This window comes from Streptomyces sp. 135 (assembly GCF_020026305.1).
In the GTDB taxonomy this organism is placed as follows: Bacteria; Actinomycetota; Actinomycetes; order Streptomycetales; family Streptomycetaceae; genus Streptomyces.
The window spans coordinates 4,835,340-4,859,954 of the sequence record NZ_CP075691.1 but is presented as its reverse complement, the minus strand read 5'-3'; the positions used below and the strand labels follow the sequence as shown (position 1 = coordinate 4,859,954).

The window sequence follows — 24,615 nt, the reverse complement described above, 5'->3', positions numbered from 1 at the left end:
GCCACCGGACGGCGAAGAGCCCTGCCCCGGATCAACTCCGGGGCAGGGCTCACTCGTTGGGGACGGATCCCGGGGGGCCGCTCAGGCCGTGGCGGGCACCGACCGCGCCGGCGGCGCGTCCTCGACCGCGTCGAAGTCCTCGAGCGGCGACGACGACGCGCTCTCGTACGCCTCACGGTCGAGGATCTTCTCGCGGGCGGCGACGATCACCGGCACCAGCGCCTGCCCGGCCACGTTCGTGGCGGTGCGCATCATGTCGAGGACGGGGTCGATGGCGAGCAGCAGACCCACACCCTCCATCGGCAGGCCGAGCGTGGAGAGGGTCAGCGTCAGCATGACGGTGGCCCCGGTCAGACCGGCGGTGGCCGCCGAACCCACCACGGACACGAACGCGATGAGCAGGTACTCCTTGATGCCGAGGTTCACGTCGAAGATCTGCGCGACGAAGATCGCGGCGATCGACGGGTAGATCGCGGCGCAGCCGTCCATCTTCGTCGTGGCGCCGAAGGGCACCGCGAAGGAGGTGTACTCCTTCGGGACGCCGAGCCGCTCGGTGACCTTCTGGGTGACCGGCATGGTGCCGACGGAGGAGCGGGAGACGAAGGCCAGCTGGATCGCGGGCCAGGCGCCCTTGAAGAACTGGACGGGGCTGACCTTGGCGACGAAGGCGAGCAGCAGCGGGTAGACGCCGAACATCACCAGGGCGCAGCCGATGTAGATGTCCGCGGTGAACGTCGCGTACTTGCTGATGAGGTTCCAGCCGTAGTCCGCGATGGCGAAGCCGATGAGGCCGACGGTGCCGATCGGGGAGAGCTTGATGACCCACCACAGGGCCTTCTGGAGGAGGGCGAGAACCGACTCGCTCAGTTCCAGGATCGGCTGGGCCTTGTCACCGATCTTCAGTACGGCGACACCGGCGACGGCGGCCATGAAGACGATCTGGAGGACGTTGAGCTCGGTGAACGGCGTGATGACGTCCGTCGGGATGATCCCGGTCAGGAAGTCGATCCAGGAGCCCGCGTGGTCGGGCGCCTTGCCGTCCTTCGGGGTGAGGCCGGTGCCGGAGCCGGGGTTGGTCAGCAGGCCGATGGTGAGGCCGATGGCCACCGCGATCAGCGAGGTGATCATGAACCACAGCAGGGTGCGGGTGGCCAGGCGCGCGGCGTTGTTGACCTTGCGCAGGTTGGTGATGGACACCAGGATCGCGAAGAAGACGAGCGGGGCGACGGCCAGCTTCAGCAGCCCGATGAAGGTGCTGCCCACCTTGTCCAGGGTGGTGACGAGCCAGGAGACGTCCTGGCTGCGGGCGATCCAGCCGAGCAGGACGCCGAGGAACAGACCGGCGAGGATCTGGGCCCAGAAGGGGATCTTGAGGAACTCGGATATCCGGAAGCTCGGCTCGGGCGGCCGGCTCTGGCCCGCCTGGTCGGCGGACGGCGCGGAATTCGCGGACACGGACACACTCCGGTGGGGAAATCAGGGGATCGAGGAGATCGGGGAGAGGGACATACGGGAGCGGCGACCGCGAAGGGTCAGCGTCGCCACTGCATCGGGGGTCACGGTCAGACGTGACAGGCCGCGGACATGCAGCGGCAGAGATCGACATGCAGGCGCGCCACGAGCGGGACGCTCATGGCGTGGTGGTGCGCTGCTGCTGTCTTCATGTCGAACACGTTAACACTCGCACTTTGAGAACATCAAAGGCCTTGTTTGAGGTAAAGGCCCGCCCGAGTCCTCCCCGAGCCCCGCCCGCGCCCTTCAAACAACGCAGAGAACGCACAGAACCCCGGCCCGAAGCCGAATGGCTCCGGACCGGGGTCCCGGCGAGAGTGACGAAGCTTACGACCGCTGCGCGCGCGCCATGTCGTCCGCGGTGTCCTCCTGGGTGCGGTTCGCCTCCAGGCTGGCCTTGGCGCGGTCCACGCGGGCGACGACGTCCTCCGAGGCGCGGTCGCGCTCCTTGCGCAGCACCACGAAGCTGATGGGCGCCGAGACGACCAGCGCGAGCAGCAGGATCCACAGCATGTTGGAGTCACCGAGGCCGCGCGGCAGCATCCCGGAGTAGACGAGGCCCCAGACGACCAGGAAGCAACCCACGAAGATCCCGAGGCGCATCAGCGTGTAGCGGAGCATGTCAATCCACTCTTCCGTTCCGAAATGGGCCCGAGCTGGACGAGCCTCTCCAGTGAAGCATGGAAGGACCCGCGCCCGGCAAGGGGGTGCCGCTCCGAAACCGCGGCCTGGTGAAGCGGTCTGGTGCAGGTGAAGCGGTCTGGTGCAGCGGTCTAGTGCAGCGGCAGAAGCATCATGATGTCCTCGCGGTCGTCGCCGGGCGCGACCCGTATCGCGTCGGGAACCCGTCCGACTTCCTTGTATCCGCAGGAGGCGTAGAAGCGGTCGACGCCCGTGCCGCCCCGGCAGGTCAGCCGGATCGCCTCGATGCCCTCGAAGGTGCGGGCGGCGCCCTCGGCGGCGGCCATCAGTTCGCGGCCGTACCCCTTGCCCTGGTGGCGCGGGTGGACCATCACCACGTACAGCCAGATCCAGTGCTGCATCAGGCGGTGCCCGTTGCGGGTGAGGAAGGCGGTCGCGGCGACGGCGCCCTGTTCGTCGTACCCGACGAGGAGCCGGGTGCGGCCCTCGCTCAGCTCGGTCAGGCGTCCCAGCCATTCGGGCCGGATGTCGTCGACGGTCACGGGCGGTACGAAGCCGACCGCTCCGCCGGCGTTGACCACGTCGGTCCACAGGGTGAGCACCCCGTCGCGCAGGGCGGGATCGATCACCGGGTCCAACTTGAAGGTAAGAGTCATAAGGCAAGATTAACCATTACACACGCCCGGTCGCCAGGGAAAAACAAAACGAGCCCCGGCCCAGATGGGCCGGGGCTCGCAGCGAACGACAAGCGGGTCAGACCCGCATCGCCTGCGGCGTCTCGCGCAGCATCGGGTCGGGGCCCTCGTACTCGCGGATCGCCTCATAGCGCGTGTTCCGCTCGACCGGGCGGAAGCCGGCCTCGCGGATCAGGTCGAGCAGGTCCTCACGGGTCAGCTTGTTCGGCGTGCCGAAGTTGTCCGCGTCGTGCGTGATCTTGTACTCGACGACCGAACCGTCCATGTCGTCGGCGCCGTGCTGGAGCGCGAGCTGCGTGGTCTGGAGTCCGTGCATGACCCAGAAGACCTTGACGTGCGGGACGTTGTCGAAGAGAAGGCGCGAGACCGCGAAGGTCTTCAGGGCCTCGGCGCCGGACGCCATGGTCGTACGCGCCTGGAGGCGGTTCCTGACCTTGCCGTCCTTCATGTCCACGAAGTCGTGCTGGTAGCGCAGCGGGATGAAGACCTGGAAGCCGTTCGTCTCGTCCTGGAGCTCACGCAGCCGCAGCACGTGGTCGACGCGGTGGCGCGGCTCCTCGATGTGGCCGTACAGCATCGTGCACGGGGTCTTCAGACCCTTCTCGTGCGCGAGGCGGTGGATGCGCGACCAGTCCTCCCAGTGGGTGCGGTGGTCGACGATGTGCTGACGCACCTCCCAGTCGAAGATCTCCGCGCCGCCGCCGGTCAGCGACTCCAGACCGGCCTCGATCAGCTCGTCGAGGATCTCGGAGGCGGACAGCCCGGAGATCGTCTCGAAGTGGTGGATCTCGGTGGCGGTGAAGGCCTTGAGCGAGACGTTCGGCAGGGCCTTCTTCAGCTCGCTCAGCGAACGCGGGTAGTAGCGCCACGGCAGGTTCGGGTGCAGGCCGTTGACGATGTGCAGCTCGGTGAGGTTCTCGCCCTCCATCGCCTTGGCGAGGCGGACGGCCTCCTCGATGCGCATCGTGTACGCGTCCTTCTCGCCCGGCTTGCGCTGGAAGGAGCAGTACGCGCAGGACGCGGTGCACACGTTCGTCATGTTGAGGTGACGGTTGACGTTGAAGTGCACCACGTCGCCGTTCTTGCGGGTGCGCACCTCGTGGGCCAGGCCGCCGAGCCAGGCCAGGTCGTCCGACTCGTAGAGCGCGATGCCGTCCTCGCGGGACAGCCGCTCGCCGTCCCGGACCTTCTGCTCCAGCTCGCGCTTGAGACCTGCGTCCATGCCCTCGCCCTTACCTCTCCAGCGACCTACGACCTGCCACAAACTCCCGCCAACGGTACGCCCCCGCCCTTATTCCTCCTCGGGCAGCTCCCCGACCCGGTTCTCCCACTTGGTGGAGAGCACGATCGTCGTACGCGTCCGGGAGACCCCGCGCGTGCCGCTGAGCCTGCGGATCGTCTTCTCCAGACCGTCCACGTCGCTGGCCCTGACCTTGAGCATGTACGAGTCGTCGCCCGCGATGAACCAGCAGTCCTCGATCTCGTGCAGGTCCTTCAGGCGCCGCGCCACGTCCTCGTGGTCGGCCGCGTCGGAGAGCGAGATGCCGATGAGGGCGATGACCCCGAGCCCGAGCGAGGCGGAGTCGACGGTCGCGCGGTAGCCCGTGATGACACCGGCCGCTTCGAGGCGGTTGATCCGGTCCGTGACGCTGGGCCCGGAGAGTCCCACGAGCCGCCCGAGTTCGGCGTACGAGGCGCGGCCGTTCTCCCGCAGGGCCTGGATGAGCTGCCTGTCCACGGCGTCCATAGGTGCGATGCCTTTCATTATTCAGCGATACCGCGAGTCTATGTGTAGAATCTAAGGCGCAACAGGGCTTACACCCTGCGAATCTTTCTCAATCTCAGCAGATCAACGACGATCCTTCAGGAGTGAGTCACCGTGTACTCGATCGAGATGGCCTACGCCCGTATGCGCGAGCTTCAGGACATGGCCAACCGCTCGCGTGCCCACAAGACCACCGCGCCCAAGGCCCGCGAGAAGCGCGCCGCCAAGAAGCGCTAAGCCCCCGGGGAGCCAGGGCCACCTCCGGAGCCGGAGCCCAGCTCCCCCTTCCACCGGCGGTACAGCTCGTGCGGCACGTCCGCCGCGTCCAGCACCCGCCCGGCGACGAAGTCCACCAGATCCTGGATGTGCGTCGCCCCCGCGTAGAACGCCGGAGAGGCGGGCAGCACGATCGCGCCCGCCTCGTCCAGGCTCACCAAGTGCTTCAGCGTCTGACCGTTCAGCGGCGTCTCGCGTACGCAGACCACGAGCCGGCGGCCTTCCTTGAGCGTCACGCTCGCCGACCGCTGCAGCAGGTCCTTCGAGAGACCGAGCGCCACCCCGGCCACGCACGCCGTCGACGCCGGCGCGATCAGCATCCCCTTCGTCGCGTACGACCCCGAGGACGGGCCCGCCGCCAGATCACCGGCCGCCCAGTACCGCACATCGGCCAGGTCGTCCGCGGTCACGTCGAAGGTGTCCGGCTTCCCGTCCGCGCCGCGCGCGAGCCATTGCCGCAGGTCGTCCCGCCAGTGCGCGTCCCGGAAGGAGATGCCCGTCTCGTCGAGCAGCGTCAGCCGCGAGGCCCGCGACACGACGAGGTCCACGCTCTGTCCCGCCGCGAGCAGCGCGCGCAGCACCGCGGCGGCGTACGGGGTCCCGGAGGCGCCCGACACCCCCACGATCCAAGGCCTACGCTCCGTATCTCCTGGGTTCACGCTGTGAAGCCTACCCATGGGTGTTTCAGACGGTGAGGCCGCGTACGAGCAGATCGAGCAGCGCGCACGCGAACAGGGCGATTCCGATGAAACCGTTCACCTGGAAGAAGGCGCGGTTCAGGCGCGACAGGTCGTGCGGCTTCACGATCGAGTGCTCGTACAGGAAGGCGCCCGCGACGACCACGAGGCCCAGCCAGAAGAACGGCCCCGCGCCCGTGTCGAGCGCGTACCAGACGAACAGCGCCGTGGTCACCAGGTGGCAGCCGCGCGCGCCCCGGATCGCGGCCGGGATACCGAACCGCGCGGGCACCGACTTCACGCCGACCTCGCGGTCCGTCTCCACGTCCTGGCAGGCGTAGATCAGATCGAAGCCGCCGATCCACACGCCGACCGCGAGCCCGAGGATGACGGCCTGCCACGACCACTCACCGGTGACGGCGATCCAGGCCCCGACCGGTCCCATCGCCTGGGCGAGGCCGAGGATCGCCTGCGGGAAGTTCGTGAACCGCTTGCCGTACGGATAGACGACCATCGGGATCACCGCGATGGGCGCGAGCGCCAGGCAGAGCGGGTTCAGCAGGGCGGCCGCGCCGAGGAAGACGGCGAGCGCGATCAGCGCGCCGGTCCACGCGGACCTCACCGACACGGCGCCGGTGACGAGTTCGCGGTGGGCGGTGCGCGGGTTGCGGGCGTCGATCTCGCGGTCGATGATCCGGTTCGCCGCCATGGCGAAGGTCCGCAGGCCCACCATGCAGACGGTGACCAGGAGCAGCCGCACCCAGTGGATGTTCTCGTCGACCTGGAACATCGCGGTCAGGGCGGCGATGTAGGCGAAGGGCAGCGCGAAGACGGAGTGCTCGATCATGACGAGCCGCAGGAACGCCTTGGTCCTGCCCGGCTGTCGCGGGATCGCGGCGGATGCTGAGGTCACGAGAGTCCGTACTCCTTCCAGCGGCGGGAGACCTTCGAGGCGGTCTCCGGATCGGACTCGACCATGTCCGGCCAGCCCCCGTCCCGCGTGTAGCCCTCCTCGGGCAGCTTCTTCGTCGCGTCGATGCCCGCCTTGCCGCCCCAGAACTGCTGGTAGGACGCGTGGTCGAGGTGGTCGACCGGGCCCTCGACGACGGTGAGGTCGCGGGCGTAGTCCGTGTTGCCGAGCGCCCGCCAGGACACCTCGTGCAGGTCGTGGACGTCGCAGTCCTTGTCGACGACCACGATCAGCTTGGTCAGGGACATCATGTGCGCGCCCCAGATGGCGTGCATGACCTTCTGCGCGTGCTTCGGGTACTTCTTGTCGATCGAGACGATCGCGCAGTTGTGGAAGCCGCCCGACTCCGGCAGGTGGTAGTCGACGATATCCGGCACGATCACCTTGAGCAGCGGCAGGAAGAACCGCTCCGTGGCACGGCCGAGCGGGCCGTCCTCCGTCGGCGGGCGGCCGACCACGATCGACTGGAGCAGCGGCCGCTTGCGCATCGTCACGCAGTCGATCGTCAGCGCGGGGAACGGCTCCTGCGGCGTGTAGAAGCCGGTGTGGTCGCCGAAGGGCCCCTCCGGCAGCATCTCGCCGGGCTCCAGCCAGCCCTCGATGACGACCTCGGCGTGCGCCGGCACCTGGAGCGGGACCGTCTTGCAGTCGACCATCTCCACGCGCTTGCCCTGGATGAACCCGGCCAGCATGTACTCGTCCATGTCACCGGGCAGCGGCGCCGTGGAGGCGTACGTGACCGCCGGCGGGCAGCCGAAGGCGATCGCGACGGGCAGCTTCTCGCCCCTGCGGGCGGCCACCTGGTAGTGGTTGCGGCTGTCCTTGTGGATCTGCCAGTGCATGCCGATGGTGCGCTTGTCGTGGCGCTGGAGGCGGTACAGGCCGAGGTTGCGCACCCCGGAGTCGGGGTCCTTGGTGTGGGTCAGGCCGAGGTTGAAGAAGGAGCCGCCGTCCTCGGGCCAGGTGAAGAGCGCGGGCAGCCGCTCCAGGTCCACGTCGTCGCCGGTGAGGACGGTTTCCTGGACGGGCGCGTTCTCCGCCTTCACCTTCTTCGGCGGTACGTGCGTCATCGCGCCGAGCTTGCCGAACGCCTCGCGCACCCCGACGAAGCCGTGCGGCAGCTCCGGCTTGAGCAGGCCGCCGATCTTCTCGCTGATCTCGGCGTACGACTTCAGGCCGAGCGCCTTGAGCAGACGGCGGTCCGTCCCGTACACGTTCATCGCCAGGGGCATCGCCGAGCCCTTGACGTTCTCGAAGAGGAGCGCGGGACCGCCGGACTTCTGTACCCGGTCGACGATCTCACCGACCTCCAGGTACGGGTCGACCTCGGCCTTGATGCGCTTGAGATCGCCCTCGCGCTCCAGTGCACGGAGCAGGGAGCGAAGATCGTCGTAAGCCATGCGTTCCAGTATCCGGCACCGGTTACCCTGGCCCCGTCACCGGGGGGCTCGCACGCCTCTCGCCGTCGCTCCTTGGGGGATCGCGCCACCATGCTCAGGTATCTGCCGTTCCTGCTGGTCCTGGCGGTGTGGATCTACGCCTTCATCGATGTCCTGAACACTCCGGAGAAGGAGGTCAGGCATCTGCCCAAGGTGGTGTGGGTCATCATCGTGCTCCTCTTCGGCGAGGTGCTGCTCGGCCCGATCGCCTGGTTCGCCACGGGCAAGGTGCGCAAGGCGCCCGCCGGGGGCGGCGGCCGGGGCAGGACCCAGTGGGTGGCGCCCGACGACAACCCCGAGTTCCTGAAGTCGCTGCGGGACGACGCCCCCGACGAGGACGCCGACGACAACGACAGGAAGCGGGACAAGGGCAGCGACAGCTGATGGAACTGCGGCTCCTGGTGACCTTCGAGAAGGTCGCCACCGTCCTCAGCTTCACCCGCGCCGCCACCGAGCTGAAGTACGCCCAGTCCAGCGTCACCAGCCAGATCCTTCCCCAAGCTCTCGGCTCCGCTCGAGCAGGGGAGACCCCTATCTGGAGACCTCCCTCGGCACGGAGCTCTTCGACCGGCTCGGCAGCCGCATCCGCCTGACCGAGGCGGGGGCGCGGCTGCTGCCCTACGCCCGGCAGATCATCGAACTCACCGACGAGGCACGCGCCGCGGTCGTCGGCGCCGAGGAACCGGCCGGGACGATCGCGGTCGGCACGATGGAGTCGCTGACCTCCTACCGGCTGCCGCCGCTGCTCGAACTCTTCCACCACCGCTATCCGAAGGTGCGGCTCTCGCTGCGTCCGACGCTGGGTGACGAGACCCGGCGGGCGCTGCGGCAGGGTACGTACGACGTGGGGTTCCTGATGGAGCCGGGGACCGGGCATCCGGGGCTGGAGTGCGAGGTCCTCGCCGAGGAGCCGCTGGTCCTGGTCTGCGCCCCGGGCCATCCGCTGGCCTCGGGCGGCGCGGCCCCGCTCGCCACGGACGAGCTGGCAGCGGTGCAGCTGGTCGGCACCGAGCCCGGCTGCCCCTACCGGGACCTCTTCGAGGCCGAGCTGCGGACGCGGACCGGGGCGCCGCCGCCGTTCATGAGTTCGGCACCATCGAGGCGACGAAGCAGGGCGTGGCGGGCGGCCTCGGCGTGGCGCTGCTGCCCGCCGTGACGGTGGCCAGGGAGCTGGCGGAGGGCACCCTCGTACGGCTGCCGTGGGAGCCGCCGTTCACGCTGTGGACGCAGCTCGCGTGGCGGTCGGGGAAGCGGCTTCCGGCGCATGTGCGGCTGTTCGTGGAGCAGGCCGTGCGGCTCGTGCGGGAGCAGAGCGCGGCGCCCGGCCCAGCATGACCTTGAGGCTCGCCAGCACGATCAGCGGGACGCCGAGGGCCTGCACGAGACCGATGTGGTGGCCGTAGACGGCCCAGTCGGCGACCATCGCGACCGCCGGGTAGGTGAAGGCGAGTACGGCGATCTTCGGCGTGGGCAGCTTGGCGTACGCCGCGTACATCAGGACGTACATCAGACCGGTGTGGATCACGCCGAGGCCGACGAGCCAGGCCCAGCCGGTGCCGGTGCCGCGCACCGCGCCGAAGTCGGCGAAGGGCAGCAGCAGCGGGATGCCGACGAGGACCTGGACCAGGGCGATCAGGTGCGGGCGTACGCCGGTGACCTGCTTGGTGACGAGCGTGGACAGGGCGTAGAGGACGGCGGCGAGCAGCGCGAGGCCGATGCCGGCGAGGGAGCCCGCGTCGCCGGGACGCACCCCGGAGACGAGCACGAGGCCCGCGAACGCGGCGGCCAGCCAGCCCAGTTGGGCGCGGCCGAGCCGCTCGCGCAGGATCAGGGCGCTGAGCAGCACCAGGAAGAAGGGCTGTATGTGGTAGACGACGGTGGCCAGGAAGATCGAGGTGGCCTCGTACGCCTTGAAGAGGAACACCCAGTTGAAGACGGTGAACACCCCGCCGAGCGCGGCGAGTCCGAGCTTCTTGAGGGTGAGGCCGTGGTCGCGGAAGTAGCCGCGGGCGAAGGCGTACGCGCCGAGGGCGAGGGCGCCGAACAGGACGCGGAAGAAGACGACGTCGAAGGCGGCGGCGCCGGACTCCACGACGAAGACGCCGAGGGTGCCGGAGAGCACCATGGCGGCGGTGAGCTGGGCCGTGCCCTTGTTCTGCGAAGGTTCTCTGGGGTCATGGCAGGAACGTACGCGGGCGAAGCCACAGGTCCACGCGCTGCCGCGGTGTCCTCCCGATGGCTCCATCGGCGCCGTCGATGAGGCCTGACCACAGCCTCAGTCGCCGCGCAACACCAGCGCGAGCAGCCCCGGGAAGCGGGCCTCGAACTCCGCGCGGCGCAGGCGGTTGACGCGCCGGGCGCCCTCGTCGCGCTGCTCGACGATGCCCGCCGCCCGCAGGGTCGCGAAGTGGTGGCTCAGGGCGGCCTTGCCGACGGAGGCGTCGAAGCTGCCGCAGGCCCGGGTCCAGTCGCCGGATCCGGCCAACTCCCGTACGAGGTAGAGCCGTACGGGATCGGCGAGCGCCGCCAGCGCGGTCTGCACGGGGACGTCGTCGGGGTGCGTGTGCGCCGGTGCCGCGCGGTGACCCGCCATGCCTGCCCACGCCCTTCCCGTCCTGCTCGCCTTGCCGCCTTGCCGAGTGTTCGATGAACACCATACACTCCCGGGTGTTCGCTTTTGATTGAACACCTGGTTCCCATCGAGCGCCCGGCGGAAAGGTGGCACAGCCATGCGCGCAGTCCAGTTCAAGGAGTACGGCGGGCCCGAGGTTTTGGAGGTGGTGGCCGCCGCCGTCCCCGAGCCGGGCCCCGGCCAGGTGACCGTCGACGTCGCCTACACCGGCGTGAACTTCGCCGACGTCAAGGCCCGCTCCGACGGCTACCGCGTGCCCGCGCTGCCCCACGTCCCCGGCATCGAGGTCTCCGGCCGGGTCCGCGCGGTCGGCGCCGACGTCACCGGGCTCCGGCCCGGCCAGGAGGTGGCCGCGCTCACCGCGGGCGGCGCCTACGCCGAGGTCGCCCTCGCGGACGCCGCCACCGTCTTCGCGCTCCCCGAGGGCGTGGACCTGCGCACCGCGGCGACCCTGCCGACCGTGCTGCCGACCGCGCACGCCCTGGTCCACGAGGTGGGCCGCCTCACGGCCGGGGAGAGCGTGCTCGTGCAGGGGGCCGCGGGCGGCGTGGGCACCGTCGTCGGCCAGGTGGCGAAGGCGGCGGGGGCCACGGTGTACGGCGTGGTGTCCGGCCCGGCCAAGGCGGAGTACGCCCTGAAGCACGGCTACGACGAGGTGTTCGTCGGCGACACCTTCGCGGCCGACGCGCGCCGGGCGACCGGCGGCCGCGGCGTCGACCTCGCGCTCGACCCGGTCGGCGGCGACACGTTCCGCCAGTCACTGGCCGCCCTCGCGACCTTCGGGCGGCTGGTCTCCTTCGGCAACGCGAGCGGGGCCGAGCCGTGGCGGGTGGGCCAGCCCGAGCTGTTCCCCGGGGCGCACACGGTCTCGGCGTTCTCCATCCTCACGCTGGCCCAGAGCGCTCCCGAGGCGCTGCGCGCGCTGGCCGGGCGCGCGTTCCGGCTGGTGGCCGACGGCACGGTGGCGCTGCCGGTGACCGCCGAGTTCCCGCTGAGCGAGGCGGCCGAGGCGCACCGCCTGATGGGCGGGCGGACCACGACGGGGAAGCTGCTGCTGCGGGTCAGCCCGTAGGGGCCGCGTAGGTCTCGCGCAGCTGCCGCCAGCGGTCGAGGTTCCACGTCGACCAGTCCTTGGGGCGGCCGGCGAGCGCGTCCACCAGGAACTCGAAGTGGTGGTGCCACCCGGCGAGGCAGTCGAGGCGCAGCGCGTCGTCGCCGTCGAACTCGTTGGTGAAGCGCAGCGTGGTGCCGGAGTGTCCGGCTCCCGGTTCGAGGTGGAAGCGGCAGCGGCCGTGCAGGTCGATCGTGTACTCGGCGACGACGTCCGGGTCCCAGGCGGTGATGTGCCCGGAGTGCACGGCGTCGGCCTCGCCGTTGAGCCAGCGCAGGGTGACGGCGCCGCCGAGCCGTGGCTCGAACACGTCGGCGGCGGCCAGCCACCCCGGGAGGCCCTCGGGGGTGGCCACCGCCGCCCAGACGTTCTCCACGGGGTGGGGAAGGCGCAGCTCGTAGTGCAGGTGCTGGGTGGTGCCCTCGGTCCGGCTGGCGCCCTGCCCGATCGTCTCGGTCATGACACCAGCCTGACCCGGAGCGGCCCGTTCCGCACCCCTGGCGGGTACGCCGGGGTCAGACCCCGGCGTACGAGTGCTTGCCGGTGACGAAGATGTTCACGCCGTAGTAGTTGAACAGCCAGCAGGCGAAGGCGATCAGCGCGAGGTAGGCGGCCTTGCGGCCCTTCCAGCCGGCCGTCGCACGGGCGTGCAGGTAGCAGGCGTAGGCGACCCAGGTGATGAAGGACCAGACCTCCTTGGGGTCCCAGCCCCAGTAGCGGCCCCAGGCGTCGCCCGCCCAGATGGCGCCCGCGATGATCGTGAACGTCCACAGCGGGAAGATCGCGGCGTTCAGGCGGTACGAGAACTTGTCGAGCGAGGCCGCCGAGGGCAGCCGCTCCAGCACGGAGGTGGCGAACTTGCCGGGCTGTCCGCCGTTCTGGAGCTTCGTCTCGTAGCTGTCGCGGAAGAGGTAGAGCATCGTCGCGACGAAGCCGACGTAGAAGACCGCGCCGCAGAAGATCGCCGTGGAGACGTGGATCCACAGCCAGTACGAGTGCAGGGCCGGGACCAGCTGGTCGCTGGAGGTGTACAGCACGGTGACGGCGAGCCCGAGGTCCAGCAGGACCGTCGTGACCAGCGGAAGACCGAGCCAGGCGATGTTCTTCCTCAGCGCCATCAGCACCAGGTACACGCCGACGGCGACGGTGGAGAAGGTGATGGAGAACTCGTACATGTTGCCCCACGGCGCCCGCTGCACCGACAGGGCGCGGGTCAGGACACCGCCGAACTCCAGCAGGAACGCCAGCACGGTGAGGGAGACCGCGATGCGCCCGTACAGGTCGCCCTTCTCGTCGCCCGCCGCGGCCCCGGGCCCGTCCGGCACGTCGCGCGCCCCGGTGACGGACCGCGTGACGACCTTCGGGCGCTCCAGGGTGGCGGTGCCGCCCTTGGCCTGGACGGTCACCGCGGGGGCCGCCGCGGCGGTCTTGCTCGGGGTGAGCGCGGCGGCGGTGCGGGCGACCTTGCTGCGGCTGCCGAAGAGCCACTCCGCCATGTGCGCGAAGAAGGCCAGGAGGTAGACGGCCATCGCGGAGTAAATCAGCACATTGCTGATGTGCGCGAGGTCCTCGTTGGGTTCGGCGGCCAGGGTGGCGGCGAGATTCACTTCTCAGCCCCTTCGGCAGGTGCTACGTCGGGCTCGGAGTCGGAGGCGGAGGCGGCGTGGGCGCCCGGGTCGGTGTCGGGCGCGCTCGGCGCCTTCTCGGGCGCACTGGGCGCCTTCTCGTACAGGTGGGCGGCGAGGTCGGACAGTTCCTCGGGGAGCTTCGCGGACTCGCTGCGGCCGAGGCCCGCCATCTCCACGACCGTGACGCCGTCGGCGCCCTGACCCGACGCGGCCCGAACAGCGCGGCGAGGCGCGATGCGATGCGAGATCAGTCGCCCAGGATCGAGGCGTTCTCGGGTGGTCCAGCTGGTAGTTCTGTACAGGACACCGGAGTCGACGCCCAGGCTGCCGTGATAGGCGGACAGGGCGAGCACCGGGAAGTCGGGGGCGGGGAACTGCGAGAACATCTGGCCCTTGCCCTCGCCCGCGAAGGTCGGCACGAAGAAGGCGTTGAAGCCCAGCTGCTCCTTCACGCCCTTCTTGTTCTTGTAGCCGTCCAGGACCTTGATGGCGCCGGTCGCGGTGCCGTTCTGGTCGATGGGCAGCAGCGGCACGGCGGCCTCGTAGACCACCTTGCCCTTGGGGTCGCGGACGGTGACCTTGGGGGCGTAGCCGTGGCCGATGAGGTAGACCTTCGAGCCGTCGATCTCCAGCGGTTCGTTGACCTCGATGGACTTCTTCTTCTCGGGACCGTCGGCGCCCTCGCTGTAGGTGACGTCGGCCCGGTAGGTGCGGGGCGTGCCGCGGTTGGGGCCCGACTTCTCGTACGTGCCCGTGAAGTCGTCGAGCGTGAAGTGGAACGGCGCCAGGTCGTTGGTGTCGAAGAGGCTGCCGGACTTGAAGTCGTCGTACTGCGACAGCGTGTTGGAGAAGCCGTCGCCCTCCATCACCAGCTTGCCGCCCTCGGACTTGAGGAGCTGCCCGGCGGCGAAGGCGATCAGCATCACGATCAGCGCGATGTGGAAGATCAGGTTCCCGGCCTCGCGCAGATAGCCCTTCTCGGCGGCGACCGAACCGGCGGCGGTGTGCGCCCGGAATCGGCGCTGCTTGAGCAGCGTGAGGGCGGCCTCGTGCACCTGCTCGGGCTCGGCCTCCGTGCGCCACGTCGTGTACGCGGGCAGCCGCGTCAGCTTCCGGGGCGCGCCCGGCGGACGGCCGCGCAGCTGGCCGACGAACTGCCAGGTGCGGGGCACGATGCAGCCGATGAGGGAGACGAAAAGCAGGATGTAGATCGCGGAGAACCACACCGAGCTGTAGACGTCGAAGAGCTGGAGCTTGTCGTAGAGCGGCCCGAGCGTGGTGTGCCGGTCCATGAAGTCCTGGACCTTGAGCTCGTCGACGTTGCTCTGCGGGATCAGCGAGCCGGGGATCGCGCCGAGCGAGAGCAGCAGGAGCAGGATCAGCGCGACCCGCATCGAGGTGAGCTGGCGCCAGAACCAGCGCAGCCAGCCGATGACGCCGAGCGAGGGGAGGTTCGGCGCGTCCTCCCGGGGAGCCGTCGAAAGCTGCTCGCCCGCGGCGCCGAGGTCGTCCCGCTGCTCGGGGGCTTCGGTCTTGCTCATGGATCAGATCCCCACGCTGTAACTGCTTGTCCAGACCTGCATCTGCTGCACCATGCTGTCCCACACGCCGGTGACGAGCAGCAGGCCGGTCGCGATCATCATGATGCCGCCGACGCGCATCACCCACGCGTAGTGCCGCTTGATCCACCCGAAGGCGCCGAGCGCCTTGCGGAAGGCGACGGCCGCGAGGATGAACGGAATGCCGAGCCCGAGCGAGTACGCGACGCCGAGCACCGCGCCGCGCTGCGCGTTGCCGCCCTCCGCGGAGAGCGTGAGGACCGAGGCGAGCGTCGGGCCGATGCACGGCGTCCAGCCGACGGCGAAGAGCGCGCCCACGACCGGCGCGCCGATCAGCCCGACGGCGGGCCGCTTATGGAAGCGGAACTCGCGCTGGGTCAGCCAGGGCATGAGCCCCATAAAGAAGAACCCGAGCACGATCATCACCACGCCGAGCACCGTCGAGATGGTGTCCTGGTGCTCTCTGAGCGTGCGCCCCAGCGCCCCGAAGAAGACGGTCGCGGAGACGAAGACCACGGTGAAGCCGAGGACGAAGAGTGCGGCACCGGCCGCCATCCGGCCCCGCCGCGCCTCACCGAGATCCTGGCCGCTGACCCCGGTGACGTACGACAGATAGCCCGGCACGAGCGGCAGGACGCACGGCGAGAAGAAGGAGACGAGCCCGCCGAGCACCGCGACCGGGATCGCGAGGAGCAGGGCCCCGCTCATGACGGTCTGGTTCGTGCCGGTGACGGCCGCGAGCGTGAGCATCACTTCTCCGCGACCACGGGGTCGATCATCTTGCGCAGCTTCGCTTCGTTGAGTGGCTGCTGCGTGCGCGCCGCGATCTTCCCGTCCCGGTCGACGACGAGCGTGGAGGGGATGGCGTTGGGGTTGAGCGAGCCCTGGGGGAAGCGCAGCATCAGCTTGCCCGTCGGGTCGTACACGCTCGGGTAGGGCACCTTGTGCGCCTTCTCGAACTCGATCGCCGGGCCGCGCTCGGGGTCACGGGTGTTGATGCCGACGAACTGGACGCCCTTGGCCTTCGTCTCCTTCGCGACCTTCACGAAGTTCGGCGCCTCGGCCCGGCACGGCGCGCACCAGGAACCCCACACGTTGATGACGAGGATCTTGCCCTTGTACGCCTTGGTGAGGTTCAGGTGCTTGCCGTCGAGGGTCTCGCCGTCGAGTTCGGGGAGCGGCTTGCGGTCCGCCTTCGCGGCGGTGGCGATGCCGTCCTTCCCGGCCACGAAGTTGGTGTTGCCGCCCCCGCCCGACGTCCCGCCGGAGCCGCAGGCCGCGAGCGTCAGCGCTCCGGCAGCGGCCCCCGCGGCCAGCAGGGCGGCGCGGCCGCGACCGCCTCGGCGGCGGCTACGGCTGCGGTTCGTGCTGTGGGGGGCGCGGCAGGCGGCACTCATGTGAAAAGTTTCGCATGTCTGTTTCGGGGATCTTCCGCACCCCCCGCGGTTGCGGAAAGTCCCATTTCAGGCGGCCTTGCCGAGCCCCTTCCAGCCACCCGCGGGCGCCTGGCCGACGTCGAGGCCCTGGAGCTGCTTGAGGACCTTCGGGTCCTGCACGTCGAGCCAGTCGACGAACTGCCGGAAAGAGACGAGGCGTACGTCCTTCTTGCCCGCGATGTGCTTCAGGGCCTCCTCGACGGCGTCCATGTAGATGCCGCCGTTCCACTCCTCGAAGTGGTTGCCTATGAAGAACGGCGCGCGGTTGGACTCGTAGGCCCGCTTGAACCCGGCTATGTAGGCCTCGGTGGCCTGCTTGCGCCAGCCCGGGTAGTTGTGGGGCGGCGCCTTCGTGGAGTTCTGCGACTGGTTGGCGAGGATGTTGTAGTCCATCGACAGGACCTCGAAGGAGTGGCCGGGGAAGGGCACCGCCTGGAGCGGCAGGTCCCAGACGCCCATCTTCTTCTCGGGCCAGCGCTGGCGGCCGCCGGGCGAGGACGCGTCGTAGCGCCAGCCGAGCTTCTTCGCGGTCGGCAGGAGGTTGTCCTGCCCGAGCAGACAGGGCGTGCGGCCGCCGACGAGCTCCTTGTCGTAGTCGAAGGGCAGCGGCGGCAGATCGCTCCAGCCGGTGTTCGTACGCCACTTCTTCACAAAGGACTTGGCCTGGTCGATCTCGTCCTGCCATTGCGCGGACGTCCAGTTGGCGACCGTCCCCGTGCCCGTGCAGAAGTGCCCGTTGAAGTGCGTGCCGATTTCATGGCCCTCCAGCCATGCCTGGCGCACGTACTTCAGCGTGTCCTTGATGTGACCGTCGGTGAGATAACCGATGTCGGAGGCGCCGACCGCGTTGTTCGGCGGACGGTACAGACGCTTCTTCGATTCGGGCAGCAGATAAAGCCCGGAGAGAAAGAACGTCATGTGCGCGCCGTGGTCCTCGGCGAGCTTCAAAAAGCGCGGGAACAGACCGTTCCCGACCTCGCCCGCGCCGTCCCAGGAGAAGATCACGAACTGCGGGGGCGTCTCGCCCGGCTCCAGCGGTACGGGCTTGCCGGGCTGGTGGGGCTGGGCGCCGGTGTAGGCGGTCGACCCGTCACCGATCGGCTTGGCCGGCTGCTTCGCGCCGCCCTGCCCTTCCTTCGCCTTTTCCGCGGGCCCCGAGGAATCCCCGCCGGCCCCGGAGCCGCAAGCCGCGAGTCCGAAAGCGGCCGCGGCACCCGCTCCGAGTCCGAGCATTCCCCTGCGGCTGATGTCGCGCATTACTTCCCCATTCGTCGCGCCCTTGGGTCCGCCTCCTGCCCGTATCCGGCTTGCAAGAGGGACGACCTGTTAGAGGGCGCGACGAACAGCGGGGTTCCTGCACATCGCGGTTATTTGCCGCGCTTTACCCGAAAGGGACGTACAGTCGCGACGTGATCACATGACGTAAATGAGACGGGGACCGCGGGCGTTAATCGGCGTCAGGCGCCGAAAGCCTCGCCCTTGCCCTTCACCGGCTTGGCACCGGCGAGGAGATGCGCGGGCACGAGATCCCGGGCGGGCTCCGAATAACCCACCGAGACGATGCGGTCACCGCGGTAGGTGAACGTCGTCAGCGACGCGAGGGTGCACTGCCGCTTGCGCGGGTCGTGCCACAGCCGCCGCTTCTCCACGAAGCTGCGCACGATCCAGATCGGCAGCTGGTGGCTGACGCAGACCGCCTCGTGCCCGCGGGCCGCGTCCTTCGCCGCGTCCAGGGCGCCCATCATCCGCACGACCTGCTCGATGTACGGCTCGCCCCAGGACGGCTTGAAGGGGTTGACCAGATGCCGCCAGTTCTCGGGGTTCTTCAGCGCGCCGTCGCCGACTCCGAAGGTCTTGCCCTCGAAGACGTTCTCCGCCTCGATGAGCCGGGCGTCCGTCGCGAGGTCCAGGCCGTGCACCTTGGCGATCGGCGCGGCGGTCTCCTGGGCGCGCTCCAGCGGCGAGGCGACGACGTGCGTGACGTCGCGCTGGGCGAGGTGCTCGGCGACGCGGTCGGCCATCCGCCGGCCCAGCTCCGAGAGGTGGTAGTCGGGCAGCCGCCCGTACAGGATCCCGTCGGGGTTGCGCACCTCGCCGTGGCGCATCACATGGACGACGGTCAGCTCGTCACCCGCTGCCGTGCCGCTCATGCGCCGGCCTCCGTGGCTTCCGCGGCCGCGCGCGCGGCACCCGGCAGGGCGGCGGCGATCCGCTCGACGGCCCGCTCGTCGTGGGCGGTGGACACGAACCAGGACTCGAACGCCGAGGGCGGCAGATAGACGCCCTGCGACAGCATCGAGTGGAAGAAGGCGGTGAAGCGGAAGGACTCCTGTGCCTTGGCGTCGTCGTAGTTGCGCACGGCGCGGTCGGTGAAGAAGACGGAGAACATGTTGGAGGCGTTCTGCACGGTGTGCGCGACGCCCTCCTTGCTCAGCGCCTCGCTCACAAGACCCCGCAGCCGCTCCGAGACCGCGTCGATCTTCTCGTACGCCGCGTCGTCCAGGAGCCGCAGCTGCGCGAGGCCCGCGGCCGTGGCGACCGGGTTCCCCGACAGCGTGCCCGCCTGGTAGACCGGACCGGCCGGGGCGAGGTGCGCCATCACGTCGGCGCGCCCGCCGAAGGCCGCCGCGGGGAAGCCGCCGCCCATGACCTTGCCGAAGGTCATCAGGTCGGGGCGCACGCCGTCGACGCCGTACCAGCCCGCCTTCGACGTACGGAAGCCGGTCATCACCTCGTCGGAGATGTACAGCGCGCCGTTCTCCCGGCACAGGTCGGCGAGGCCCTGGTTGAAGCCCTCTCCGGGCGGTACGACGCCCATGTTGCCGGGCGAGGCCTCGGTGATGACGCAGGCGATCTGGCCCTCGTGCGCGGCGAAGGCGGCGCGCACGGCGTCCAGGTCGTTGTAGGGGACGACGATGGTGTCGCCCGCCTGGGCGCCGGTGACGCCCGGGGTGTCGGGCAGGCCGAGGGTCGCCACGCCCGAACCGGCGGAGGCCAGGAGGGCGTCGACATGCCCGTGGTAGCAGCCGGCGAACTTGAGGACCTTGGCGCGCCCGGTGAAGCCGCGGGCGAGCCGGATGGCGGACATGGTGGCCTCGGTGCCGCTGGAGACGAGCCGCACCTGCTCGACGGGCGCGATACGGGCCACGATCTCCTCGGCGAGGGCGACCTCGCCCTCGCCGGGCGTACCGAAGGAGGTGCCGCGGGCGACGGCCTCCTGCACGGCGGCGGTCACCTCGGGGTGGGAGTGCCCGAGGATCATCGGACCCCACGAACACACGAGGTCGACGTACTCGCGGCCGTCGGCGTCAGTCAGGTACGGACCGGTACCGGACACCATGAAACGGGGCGTACCACCCACAGCGCGGAACGCGCGCACGGGAGAGTTCACACCGCCGGGCGTCACGGCCGCCGCACGGTCGAAAAGAGTCTGCGAAACTGGGGCGCTATACGGGAAGCTCACACGAGCCATGGTGTCAGAGGGTCCGGACTTCCTGCGGACAGGTGTTTCACTCCACGTTTTAGCGGGTGACCGTGGGGGAGGTCACTGACACGATGATCGGGTTGCGTGGCGGGGGCCGCGAGGCCTAGAAAAGACAGGGCCGTGCCGCCCTGGAAAAGCAGTCGGGTGGAGATATGCATCGCGGTGGCGGACTGGGCGAGGGGACCGACGGCCTGGGCCCCCGGCGTGCCCGGCGGGGCAAGCACCGACGTGAGGCACAAGCGCAGCCGGCGCAGGCGCCCGACCAGGCGCGGAGCGAGTCGATCGAATCCCGGCCGGACCGGATGAGCAGCAGGAGTGGCGGGGTGGGGGTGACGTACAAGTACTTCGGCGCCCCGGACGGTGCGACCGCCGCCCGCGTGCCGATCTCGATGCGGCCCGAGGAGCTGGGCGGCGACGAGCTCGGCATGGGCGGCATGTTCACGAAGATCAAGCCGGAGACGATGGCCGCGATGGTCCTGACCGGTATCGAGGGCATACCCCTGCACAAGGTGCCCCCGCTCGAACTGGTCGTCCTGCACCCCGACTACGCCGTGGTGAAGCTCCCCATGACCGTCGTCGACCCGCTGCGCGGCGTCGGCGAGGAGTCGGTGGGCGCCGCGGCCTTCATCTGGTCCACCGTGCCCGACCGCGGCGGCCCGCGCGACGCCTTCAACGTCTACCAACTCCTGCACGAGTGGCAGGATTTCAGCCACCGCCTGCACGACGCGGGGCATCAGGCGTACTGCCTGGTGTGGCCCTGACGTCCCGTCACTCGACGCGCAGGGCGGCGAGCTGCTGGGCGAAGGGGACGACGTCGAAGCCGCTGTCCGGATCCACGGACGTGATCGCGCCGGTCAGTGAGCGCGGCGCGATCGCGGCGGCGGTGTCGGGCGCCTCGGCGGGCCCGGCGTTCTGCCTGCCAGGCACCATGAAGCGCGCCAACTCCCGCCCCGCGCGGGCGATACGGGACGCGAGGCCGTCCTGCCCCCAGTCCTCCGAGGCCGCGTAGACAGCCGTCGGCACGACCAGCGCCCGCAAATGGGCGAACAGCGGACGCATCGCATGCTCGGTGACCAGCGAGTGCCGAGCCGTCCCCCCGGTGGCACCGATCAGCACGGGCTTCCCGGTCAGCGCGTCCTTGTCGATGAGATCGAAGAAGGACTTGAACAGTCCGCTGTACGAGCCCGCGAACACCGGCGTCACCGCGATCAGCCCATCGGCGGCGGCCACCGCGTCCAACGCGGCGGCCAGCCGGGCCGGCGGGAAGCCGGTGACGAGGTGCTGGGCGATCTCCACGGCCAGCTCCCGCACTTCGACGACCTCGGCCTCGGCGCCGGCGTGCTCCAGGGTGGCGGCCGCGAGCCGGTCGGCGAGCAGCCGGGTGGACGAAGGACTGCTCAGCCCCGCGGAGACGACGACCAACTTCACGCCGACACCTCCTTCTGGCCACCCTCGCGGGCGGCGGCCACGCGGGCGGCGTGGGTGGGGGCGTCCGGCACCCCGGCGGGACGCCGCTCGGCGAACTCCTCCCGCAGCACCGGCACCACTTCCTCACCCAGCAGATCCAGCTGCTCCAGCACCGTCTTCAGCGGCAGCCCGGCGTGATCCATCAGGAACAGCTGCCGCTGATAGTCACCGACCGTGTCCCGGAAGGACAGCGTCCGCTCGATCACCTGCTGCGGCGAGCCCACCGTCAACGGCGTCTGCTCGGTGAACTCCTCCAGCGAAGGCCCGTGCCCGTACACCGGCGCGTTGTCGAAGTAGGGCCGGAACTCCCGTACCGCGTCCTGGGACTTCGCCCGCATGAACACCTGTCCGCCCAGCCCCACGATCGCCTGCTCCGCGGTGCCGTGCCCGTAGTGCGCGTAACGCCGCCGGTAGAGCTCGACCATCTTCCGGGTGTGCTCCGCCGGCCAGAAGATGTTGTTGTGGAAGAACCCGTCACCGTAGTACGCCGCCTGCTCCGCGATCTCCGGAGAACGGATCGAGCCGTGCCACACGAACGGCGCGACCCCCTCCAGCGGACGCGGCGTGGCGGTGAAGGACTGCAACGGCGTACGGAACTTCCCCTTCCACGTCACCACGTCCTCATCCCACAGCCGCCGCAGCAGCGCGTAGTTCTCCACGGCCAGATCGATGCCGTCCCGGATGTCCTTGCCGAACCAGGGATACACCGGCCCCGTATTGCCGCGCCCCAGCATCACGTCCACCCGGCCGTCCGCCAGGTGCTGGAGCATCGCGAAGTCCTCCGCGATCTTGACCGGGTCATTGGTCGTGATCAGCGTCGTCGAGGTCGACAGCACCAGACGCTCGGTACGGGCGGCGATATAACCGAGCATCGTGGTCGGCGACGACGGCACGAACGGCGGGTTGTGATGCTCACCGGTGGCGAACACATCCAGCCCCACCTCCTCCGCCTTCAACGCGATCGCCACCATCGCCTTGATCCGCTCGTACTCGCTCGGCGCGCGCCCCGTCGTCGGATCGACCGTCACGTCACCGACGCTGAAAACCCCGAACTGCATGACCGACTCCCATATTGTTCATGATTCAACTACATCCATGAACGACCCCCCGGCTCCACCTATTCCCCCTACCGTGACGGCATGGAGCGATCAGAACAGCCGCAGATCCACTTGCACCCCTGGCCGGAAGACGAGGGCCCAGCGCTCCTCGCCCGACTCAACACCCCGGAGATGACGGAGCACCTGGGCGGCCCCGAGACCCCCGAGAAGCTCGCGGACCGGCACCGCCGCTACCTCGGCCTGGACGACAAGGGCCAGATGTTCCGGATCACGCTGGACGGCGTGACGGCGGGCTCGATCGGGTACTGGGAGGCGACCTGGCAGGGCGAGACGGTCTGGGAGACGGGATGGGGCGTCCTGCCCGAGTTCCAGGGCCGCGGCGTCGCGGTGGGCGCGGCGCGGCTGATCATCACCGAGGCGAGGGCGGCGGCCCGCCACGCCCACCTCCACGCGTTCCCCGCGACGGAGCACGGGGCGTCCAACGCGGTGTGCCGCAAAGCGGGCTTCACCCTCCGAGGCGAGGCCACGATCGAGTACCCCAAGGGCAACTGGCACCCGTGCCATGACTGGCGATACACCTTGACCGGGGAGTAGCAGACCCGCAGCAGGGACGGCCCGCAGCCGCGAGCGCGCCGGAGGGGACATGGGGGTATGTGCGCGCGGAGCACAGTGGTGGTCACAAGGGCCCCGAAGCAACGAAACCCCCGCGCCAAGATGGCGAGCACGGACATACCCCCGCGGCCCCGCCCCCAAGACGCACCCCAGGCGTCGCCGGCACCCCCACGCACCCGCACACGTACCCCCAGACGAACCCCAGGCGACCACCGGCACCCCACCCCTCCGCCACCCCATGCCACCCTGTCGCCCATGCTCATCGCCCGCTCCGCCGCCCTGTTCGTCCTGGCCGCCCTCTTCGAGATCGGCGGCGCCTGGCTCGTCTGGCAGGGCGTGCGCGAGCACCGCGGCTGGGCCTGGATCGGCGCGGGCGTCATCGCACTCGGCGTCTACGGATTCGTGGCCACGCTCCAGCCCGACGCCGAGTTCGGCCGCATCCTCGCGGCGTACGGCGGGGTCTTCGTCGCGGGCTCGATCGCCTGGGGCATGGCCGCGGACGGGTACCGCCCGGACCGCTGGGACGTCATCGGCGCCCTGATCTGCCTCGCGGGAATGGCCGTGATCATGTACGCGCCCCGGAGCCGCTGAACGGCCCACATATCCTGACCCGCAGACGACCGACCACCCTCACCGCCCAGCCCCGAGGAGCGCCCCATGACCGTTGCCGCCGCCACCAAGCGCATCGCCATCGTCACCGGCGCCAGCAGCGGCATCGGTGCCGCCACCGCACGCGGCCTGGCCGCCGCCGGCTACCGCGTCGTCCTCACCGCGCGCCGCAAGGACCGCATCGAGGCGCTCGCCGCCGAGCTCACCGACGCGGGGCACGACGCGATGGCGTACGCACTCGACGTCACCGACCGCGCGGCGGTCGACACCTTCGCGACGGCGTTCAAGAAGATCGCGGTCCTGGTGAACAACGCGGGCGGCGCGCTCGGCGCGGACCCCGTCGCCACCAGCGACCCGGCCGACTGGCGCCGGATGTACGAGACGAACGTCCTCGGCACGCTGAACGTCACGCAGGCCCTGCTCCCCGCGCTCACCGCGAGCGGCGACGGCACGGTGGTCGTCCTCTCCTCGACCGCCGGGCACGGCACGTACGAGGGCGGTGGCGGCTACGTGGCCGCCAAGCACGCCGAGCACGTCCTCGCCGAGACGCTGCGCCTGGAGATCGTCGGCACCCCCGTCCGCGTCATCGAGATCGCGCCCGGCATGGTCAAGACGGACGAGTTCGCGCTGACCCGCTTCGGCGGCGACTCCGAGAAGGCCGCGAAGGTCTACGCGGGCGTGGCCGATCCGCTGACGGCCGAGGACGTGGCGGACACCATCACCTGGGCGGTCACCCGCCCGCCCCACGTCAACATCGACCTGCTGGTGGTCCGCCCGCGCGCCCAGGCCTCCAACACCAAGGTCCACCGGGAGTCATGACCATGACCCTCCCCGGCGACGACCCCGGCACCCCCGCCTACTCCGCCGACTCCCAGGACCCCCTCGAACGCCTCACACACGAGCGGGAGACCCAGCGCCTCGCCGAGGAGAAGAAGAACGAGCGGATGGTGTGGTGGTACCTCGCGTACTTCCTCTTCGGCATCCACCTGGTCGCCTTCGTCATGATCTTCGCCATCACACACGCGAAGTAGCACGACGTCCGC

The 24,615-nt window shown here is 69.8% G+C and carries 30 protein-coding genes and 1 pseudogene; 11 read left to right on the top strand and 20 right to left on the bottom strand.

The window, feature by feature from the left end:
* Nucleotides 1–81: 81 nt before the first annotated feature.
* The 5 genes from KKZ08_RS21935 to KKZ08_RS21915 form a co-directional block, all read right to left on the bottom strand.
* Nucleotides 82–1,455, bottom strand: coding sequence for a dicarboxylate/amino acid:cation symporter (locus tag KKZ08_RS21935; RefSeq protein WP_223776081.1), 1,374 nt, complete (start codon nt 1,453–1,455; stop codon nt 82–84).
* A 384-nt stretch (nt 1,456–1,839) separates the two neighbouring features.
* Nucleotides 1,840–2,133, bottom strand: coding sequence for a DUF4229 domain-containing protein (locus KKZ08_RS21930; RefSeq protein WP_223776080.1), 294 nt, complete (start codon nt 2,131–2,133; stop codon nt 1,840–1,842).
* Nucleotides 2,134–2,285: 152 nt separating this feature from the next.
* Complete coding sequence (locus KKZ08_RS21925) at nt 2,286–2,810, bottom strand: GNAT family N-acetyltransferase (RefSeq protein WP_223776079.1); 525 nt, start codon at nt 2,808–2,810, stop codon at nt 2,286–2,288.
* A 97-nt stretch (nt 2,811–2,907) separates the two neighbouring features.
* Nucleotides 2,908–4,071, bottom strand: a complete 1,164-nt coding sequence (mqnE, locus tag KKZ08_RS21920; RefSeq protein ID WP_223776078.1) for an aminofutalosine synthase MqnE — start codon at nt 4,069–4,071, stop codon at nt 2,908–2,910.
* Between the two features lie 69 nt (nt 4,072–4,140).
* Complete coding sequence (locus KKZ08_RS21915) at nt 4,141–4,596, bottom strand: Lrp/AsnC family transcriptional regulator (RefSeq protein WP_030791839.1); 456 nt, start codon at nt 4,594–4,596, stop codon at nt 4,141–4,143.
* Nucleotides 4,597–4,728: 132 nt separating this feature from the next.
* On the opposite strand from KKZ08_RS21915, the gene KKZ08_RS38690 reads away from it, so the two are divergent.
* On the top strand, nt 4,729–4,851 hold the full coding sequence (locus KKZ08_RS38690) for a hypothetical protein (protein ID WP_263303421.1): 123 nt from the start codon (nt 4,729–4,731) through the stop codon (nt 4,849–4,851).
* On the opposite strand, the gene KKZ08_RS21910 is transcribed toward KKZ08_RS38690, so the two are convergent.
* Genes KKZ08_RS21910 through KKZ08_RS21900 form a run of 3 tightly spaced genes read right to left on the bottom strand, consistent with a single transcriptional unit; the run spans nt 4,848 to nt 7,937 of the window.
* Nucleotides 4,848–5,567, bottom strand: coding sequence for a UbiX family flavin prenyltransferase (locus KKZ08_RS21910; RefSeq protein ID WP_223776077.1), 720 nt, complete (start codon nt 5,565–5,567; stop codon nt 4,848–4,850). The genes KKZ08_RS38690 and KKZ08_RS21910 overlap by 4 nt on opposite strands.
* 7 nt (nt 5,568–5,574) lie before the next feature.
* Complete coding sequence (gene mqnP, locus KKZ08_RS21905; protein WP_223776076.1) at nt 5,575–6,480, bottom strand: menaquinone biosynthesis prenyltransferase MqnP; 906 nt, start codon at nt 6,478–6,480, stop codon at nt 5,575–5,577.
* A complete protein-coding gene (locus KKZ08_RS21900) occupies nt 6,477–7,937 on the bottom strand; it encodes a menaquinone biosynthesis decarboxylase (RefSeq protein WP_223776075.1) in 1,461 nt (486 codons plus the stop codon). Before KKZ08_RS21900 ends, mqnP begins: the two co-directional genes overlap by 4 nt.
* 90 nt (nt 7,938–8,027) lie before the next feature.
* Here KKZ08_RS21900 and KKZ08_RS21895 point away from each other — a divergent pair, with 90 nt between their 5' ends.
* The 4 genes and pseudogenes from KKZ08_RS21895 to KKZ08_RS38685 all read left to right on the top strand — a co-directional run.
* Complete coding sequence (locus KKZ08_RS21895; protein ID WP_223776074.1) at nt 8,028–8,360, top strand: PLDc N-terminal domain-containing protein; 333 nt, start codon at nt 8,028–8,030, stop codon at nt 8,358–8,360.
* Nucleotides 8,360–8,569 carry a LysR family transcriptional regulator gene (locus KKZ08_RS21890; protein WP_223776073.1) on the top strand — a complete coding sequence of 70 codons (210 nt, stop codon included), beginning with the start codon at nt 8,360–8,362 and terminating at the stop codon, nt 8,567–8,569. Before KKZ08_RS21895 ends, KKZ08_RS21890 begins: the two co-directional genes overlap by 1 nt.
* A gap of 116 nt (nt 8,570–8,685) precedes the next feature.
* Nucleotides 8,686–9,132 (top strand): LysR family transcriptional regulator substrate-binding protein, encoded by a 447-nt coding sequence (locus tag KKZ08_RS21885; RefSeq protein ID WP_263303352.1) that lies wholly within the window; start codon nt 8,686–8,688, stop codon nt 9,130–9,132.
* A pseudogene (locus KKZ08_RS38685) lies at nt 9,093–9,209 on the top strand (LysR family transcriptional regulator); the annotation flags it as partial. The gene KKZ08_RS21885 and the pseudogene KKZ08_RS38685, both read left to right, overlap by 40 nt.
* On the opposite strand, the gene KKZ08_RS21880 reads toward KKZ08_RS38685, so the two are convergent.
* The gene (locus tag KKZ08_RS21880; protein ID WP_223779141.1) at nt 9,190–10,101 is read right to left on the bottom strand and encodes a DMT family transporter; all 912 of its coding nucleotides are present in this window, start codon (nt 10,099–10,101) and stop codon (nt 9,190–9,192) included. The pseudogene KKZ08_RS38685 and the gene KKZ08_RS21880 sit on opposite strands and share 20 nt — an antisense overlap.
* 150 nt (nt 10,102–10,251) lie before the next feature.
* Nucleotides 10,252–10,569: a helix-turn-helix domain-containing protein gene (locus tag KKZ08_RS21875; protein WP_223776072.1), complete on the bottom strand. Its 318-nt coding sequence runs from the start codon at nt 10,567–10,569 to the stop codon at nt 10,252–10,254.
* Between the two features lie 136 nt (nt 10,570–10,705).
* On the opposite strand from KKZ08_RS21875, the gene KKZ08_RS21870 reads away from it, so the two are divergent.
* Nucleotides 10,706–11,680 (top strand): zinc-binding dehydrogenase, encoded by a 975-nt coding sequence (locus tag KKZ08_RS21870; protein WP_223776071.1) that lies wholly within the window; start codon nt 10,706–10,708, stop codon nt 11,678–11,680.
* Here KKZ08_RS21870 and KKZ08_RS21865 read toward each other — a convergent pair.
* The 8 genes from KKZ08_RS21865 to hemL form a co-directional block, all read right to left on the bottom strand.
* Complete coding sequence (locus KKZ08_RS21865; RefSeq protein WP_223776070.1) at nt 11,670–12,179, bottom strand: SRPBCC domain-containing protein; 510 nt, start codon at nt 12,177–12,179, stop codon at nt 11,670–11,672. The two genes, KKZ08_RS21870 and KKZ08_RS21865, sit on opposite strands and share 11 nt — an antisense overlap.
* A 55-nt stretch (nt 12,180–12,234) precedes the next feature.
* Complete coding sequence (gene ccsB, locus KKZ08_RS21860) at nt 12,235–13,326, bottom strand: c-type cytochrome biogenesis protein CcsB (RefSeq protein ID WP_223776069.1); 1,092 nt, start codon at nt 13,324–13,326, stop codon at nt 12,235–12,237.
* The gene (locus KKZ08_RS21855) at nt 13,323–14,888 is read right to left on the bottom strand and encodes a cytochrome c biogenesis protein ResB (RefSeq protein WP_223776068.1); all 1,566 of its coding nucleotides are present in this window, start codon (nt 14,886–14,888) and stop codon (nt 13,323–13,325) included. The genes ccsB and KKZ08_RS21855 overlap by 4 nt, the downstream gene beginning before the upstream one ends.
* Nucleotides 14,889–14,891: 3 nt before the next feature.
* A complete protein-coding gene (locus tag KKZ08_RS21850) occupies nt 14,892–15,656 on the bottom strand; it encodes a cytochrome c biogenesis protein CcdA (RefSeq protein WP_223776067.1) in 765 nt (254 codons plus the stop codon).
* Entirely contained in the window at nt 15,656–16,303 is a 648-nt protein-coding gene (locus KKZ08_RS21845; RefSeq protein ID WP_223776066.1) for a TlpA disulfide reductase family protein, read from the bottom strand. Before KKZ08_RS21845 ends, KKZ08_RS21850 begins: the two co-directional genes overlap by 1 nt.
* 66 nt (nt 16,304–16,369) lie before the next feature.
* Nucleotides 16,370–17,599 (bottom strand): hypothetical protein, encoded by a 1,230-nt coding sequence (locus KKZ08_RS21840; RefSeq protein WP_223776065.1) that lies wholly within the window; start codon nt 17,597–17,599, stop codon nt 16,370–16,372.
* Nucleotides 17,600–17,799: 200 nt separating this feature from the next.
* Nucleotides 17,800–18,492: a histidine phosphatase family protein gene (locus KKZ08_RS21835; RefSeq protein WP_223776064.1), complete on the bottom strand. Its 693-nt coding sequence runs from the start codon at nt 18,490–18,492 to the stop codon at nt 17,800–17,802.
* A complete protein-coding gene (gene hemL / locus KKZ08_RS21830; protein WP_223776063.1) occupies nt 18,489–19,814 on the bottom strand; it encodes a glutamate-1-semialdehyde 2,1-aminomutase in 1,326 nt (441 codons plus the stop codon). The genes KKZ08_RS21835 and hemL overlap by 4 nt, the downstream gene beginning before the upstream one ends.
* Before the next feature lie 335 nt (nt 19,815–20,149).
* Here hemL and KKZ08_RS21825 point away from each other — a divergent pair, with 335 nt between their 5' ends.
* On the top strand, nt 20,150–20,587 hold the full coding sequence (locus tag KKZ08_RS21825; RefSeq protein WP_030565229.1) for a hypothetical protein: 438 nt from the start codon (nt 20,150–20,152) through the stop codon (nt 20,585–20,587).
* A 7-nt stretch (nt 20,588–20,594) separates the two neighbouring features.
* Here KKZ08_RS21825 and KKZ08_RS21820 read toward each other — a convergent pair whose 3' ends face one another.
* Both KKZ08_RS21820 and KKZ08_RS21815 read right to left on the bottom strand, forming a co-directional pair.
* Nucleotides 20,595–21,254, bottom strand: a complete 660-nt coding sequence (locus KKZ08_RS21820; protein ID WP_223776062.1) for a CE1759 family FMN reductase — start codon at nt 21,252–21,254, stop codon at nt 20,595–20,597.
* On the bottom strand, nt 21,251–22,351 hold the full coding sequence (locus KKZ08_RS21815) for an LLM class flavin-dependent oxidoreductase (RefSeq protein ID WP_223776061.1): 1,101 nt from the start codon (nt 22,349–22,351) through the stop codon (nt 21,251–21,253). The genes KKZ08_RS21820 and KKZ08_RS21815 overlap by 4 nt, the downstream gene beginning before the upstream one ends.
* An 81-nt stretch (nt 22,352–22,432) precedes the next feature.
* On the opposite strand from KKZ08_RS21815, the gene KKZ08_RS21810 reads away from it, so the two are divergent.
* From KKZ08_RS21810 to KKZ08_RS21795, 4 genes are all read left to right on the top strand, one after another.
* Complete coding sequence (locus KKZ08_RS21810) at nt 22,433–22,945, top strand: GNAT family N-acetyltransferase (RefSeq protein WP_223776060.1); 513 nt, start codon at nt 22,433–22,435, stop codon at nt 22,943–22,945.
* 273 nt (nt 22,946–23,218) lie between these two features.
* Nucleotides 23,219–23,554 carry a YnfA family protein gene (locus KKZ08_RS21805; protein ID WP_223776059.1) on the top strand — a complete coding sequence of 112 codons (336 nt, stop codon included), beginning with the start codon at nt 23,219–23,221 and terminating at the stop codon, nt 23,552–23,554.
* A gap of 66 nt (nt 23,555–23,620) precedes the next feature.
* Entirely contained in the window at nt 23,621–24,391 is a 771-nt protein-coding gene (locus tag KKZ08_RS21800; RefSeq protein ID WP_223776058.1) for an SDR family NAD(P)-dependent oxidoreductase, read from the top strand.
* Nucleotides 24,388–24,603, top strand: a complete 216-nt coding sequence (locus KKZ08_RS21795) for a hypothetical protein (protein ID WP_223776057.1) — start codon at nt 24,388–24,390, stop codon at nt 24,601–24,603. Before KKZ08_RS21800 ends, KKZ08_RS21795 begins: the two co-directional genes overlap by 4 nt.
* Nucleotides 24,604–24,615 lie beyond the last annotated feature (12 nt).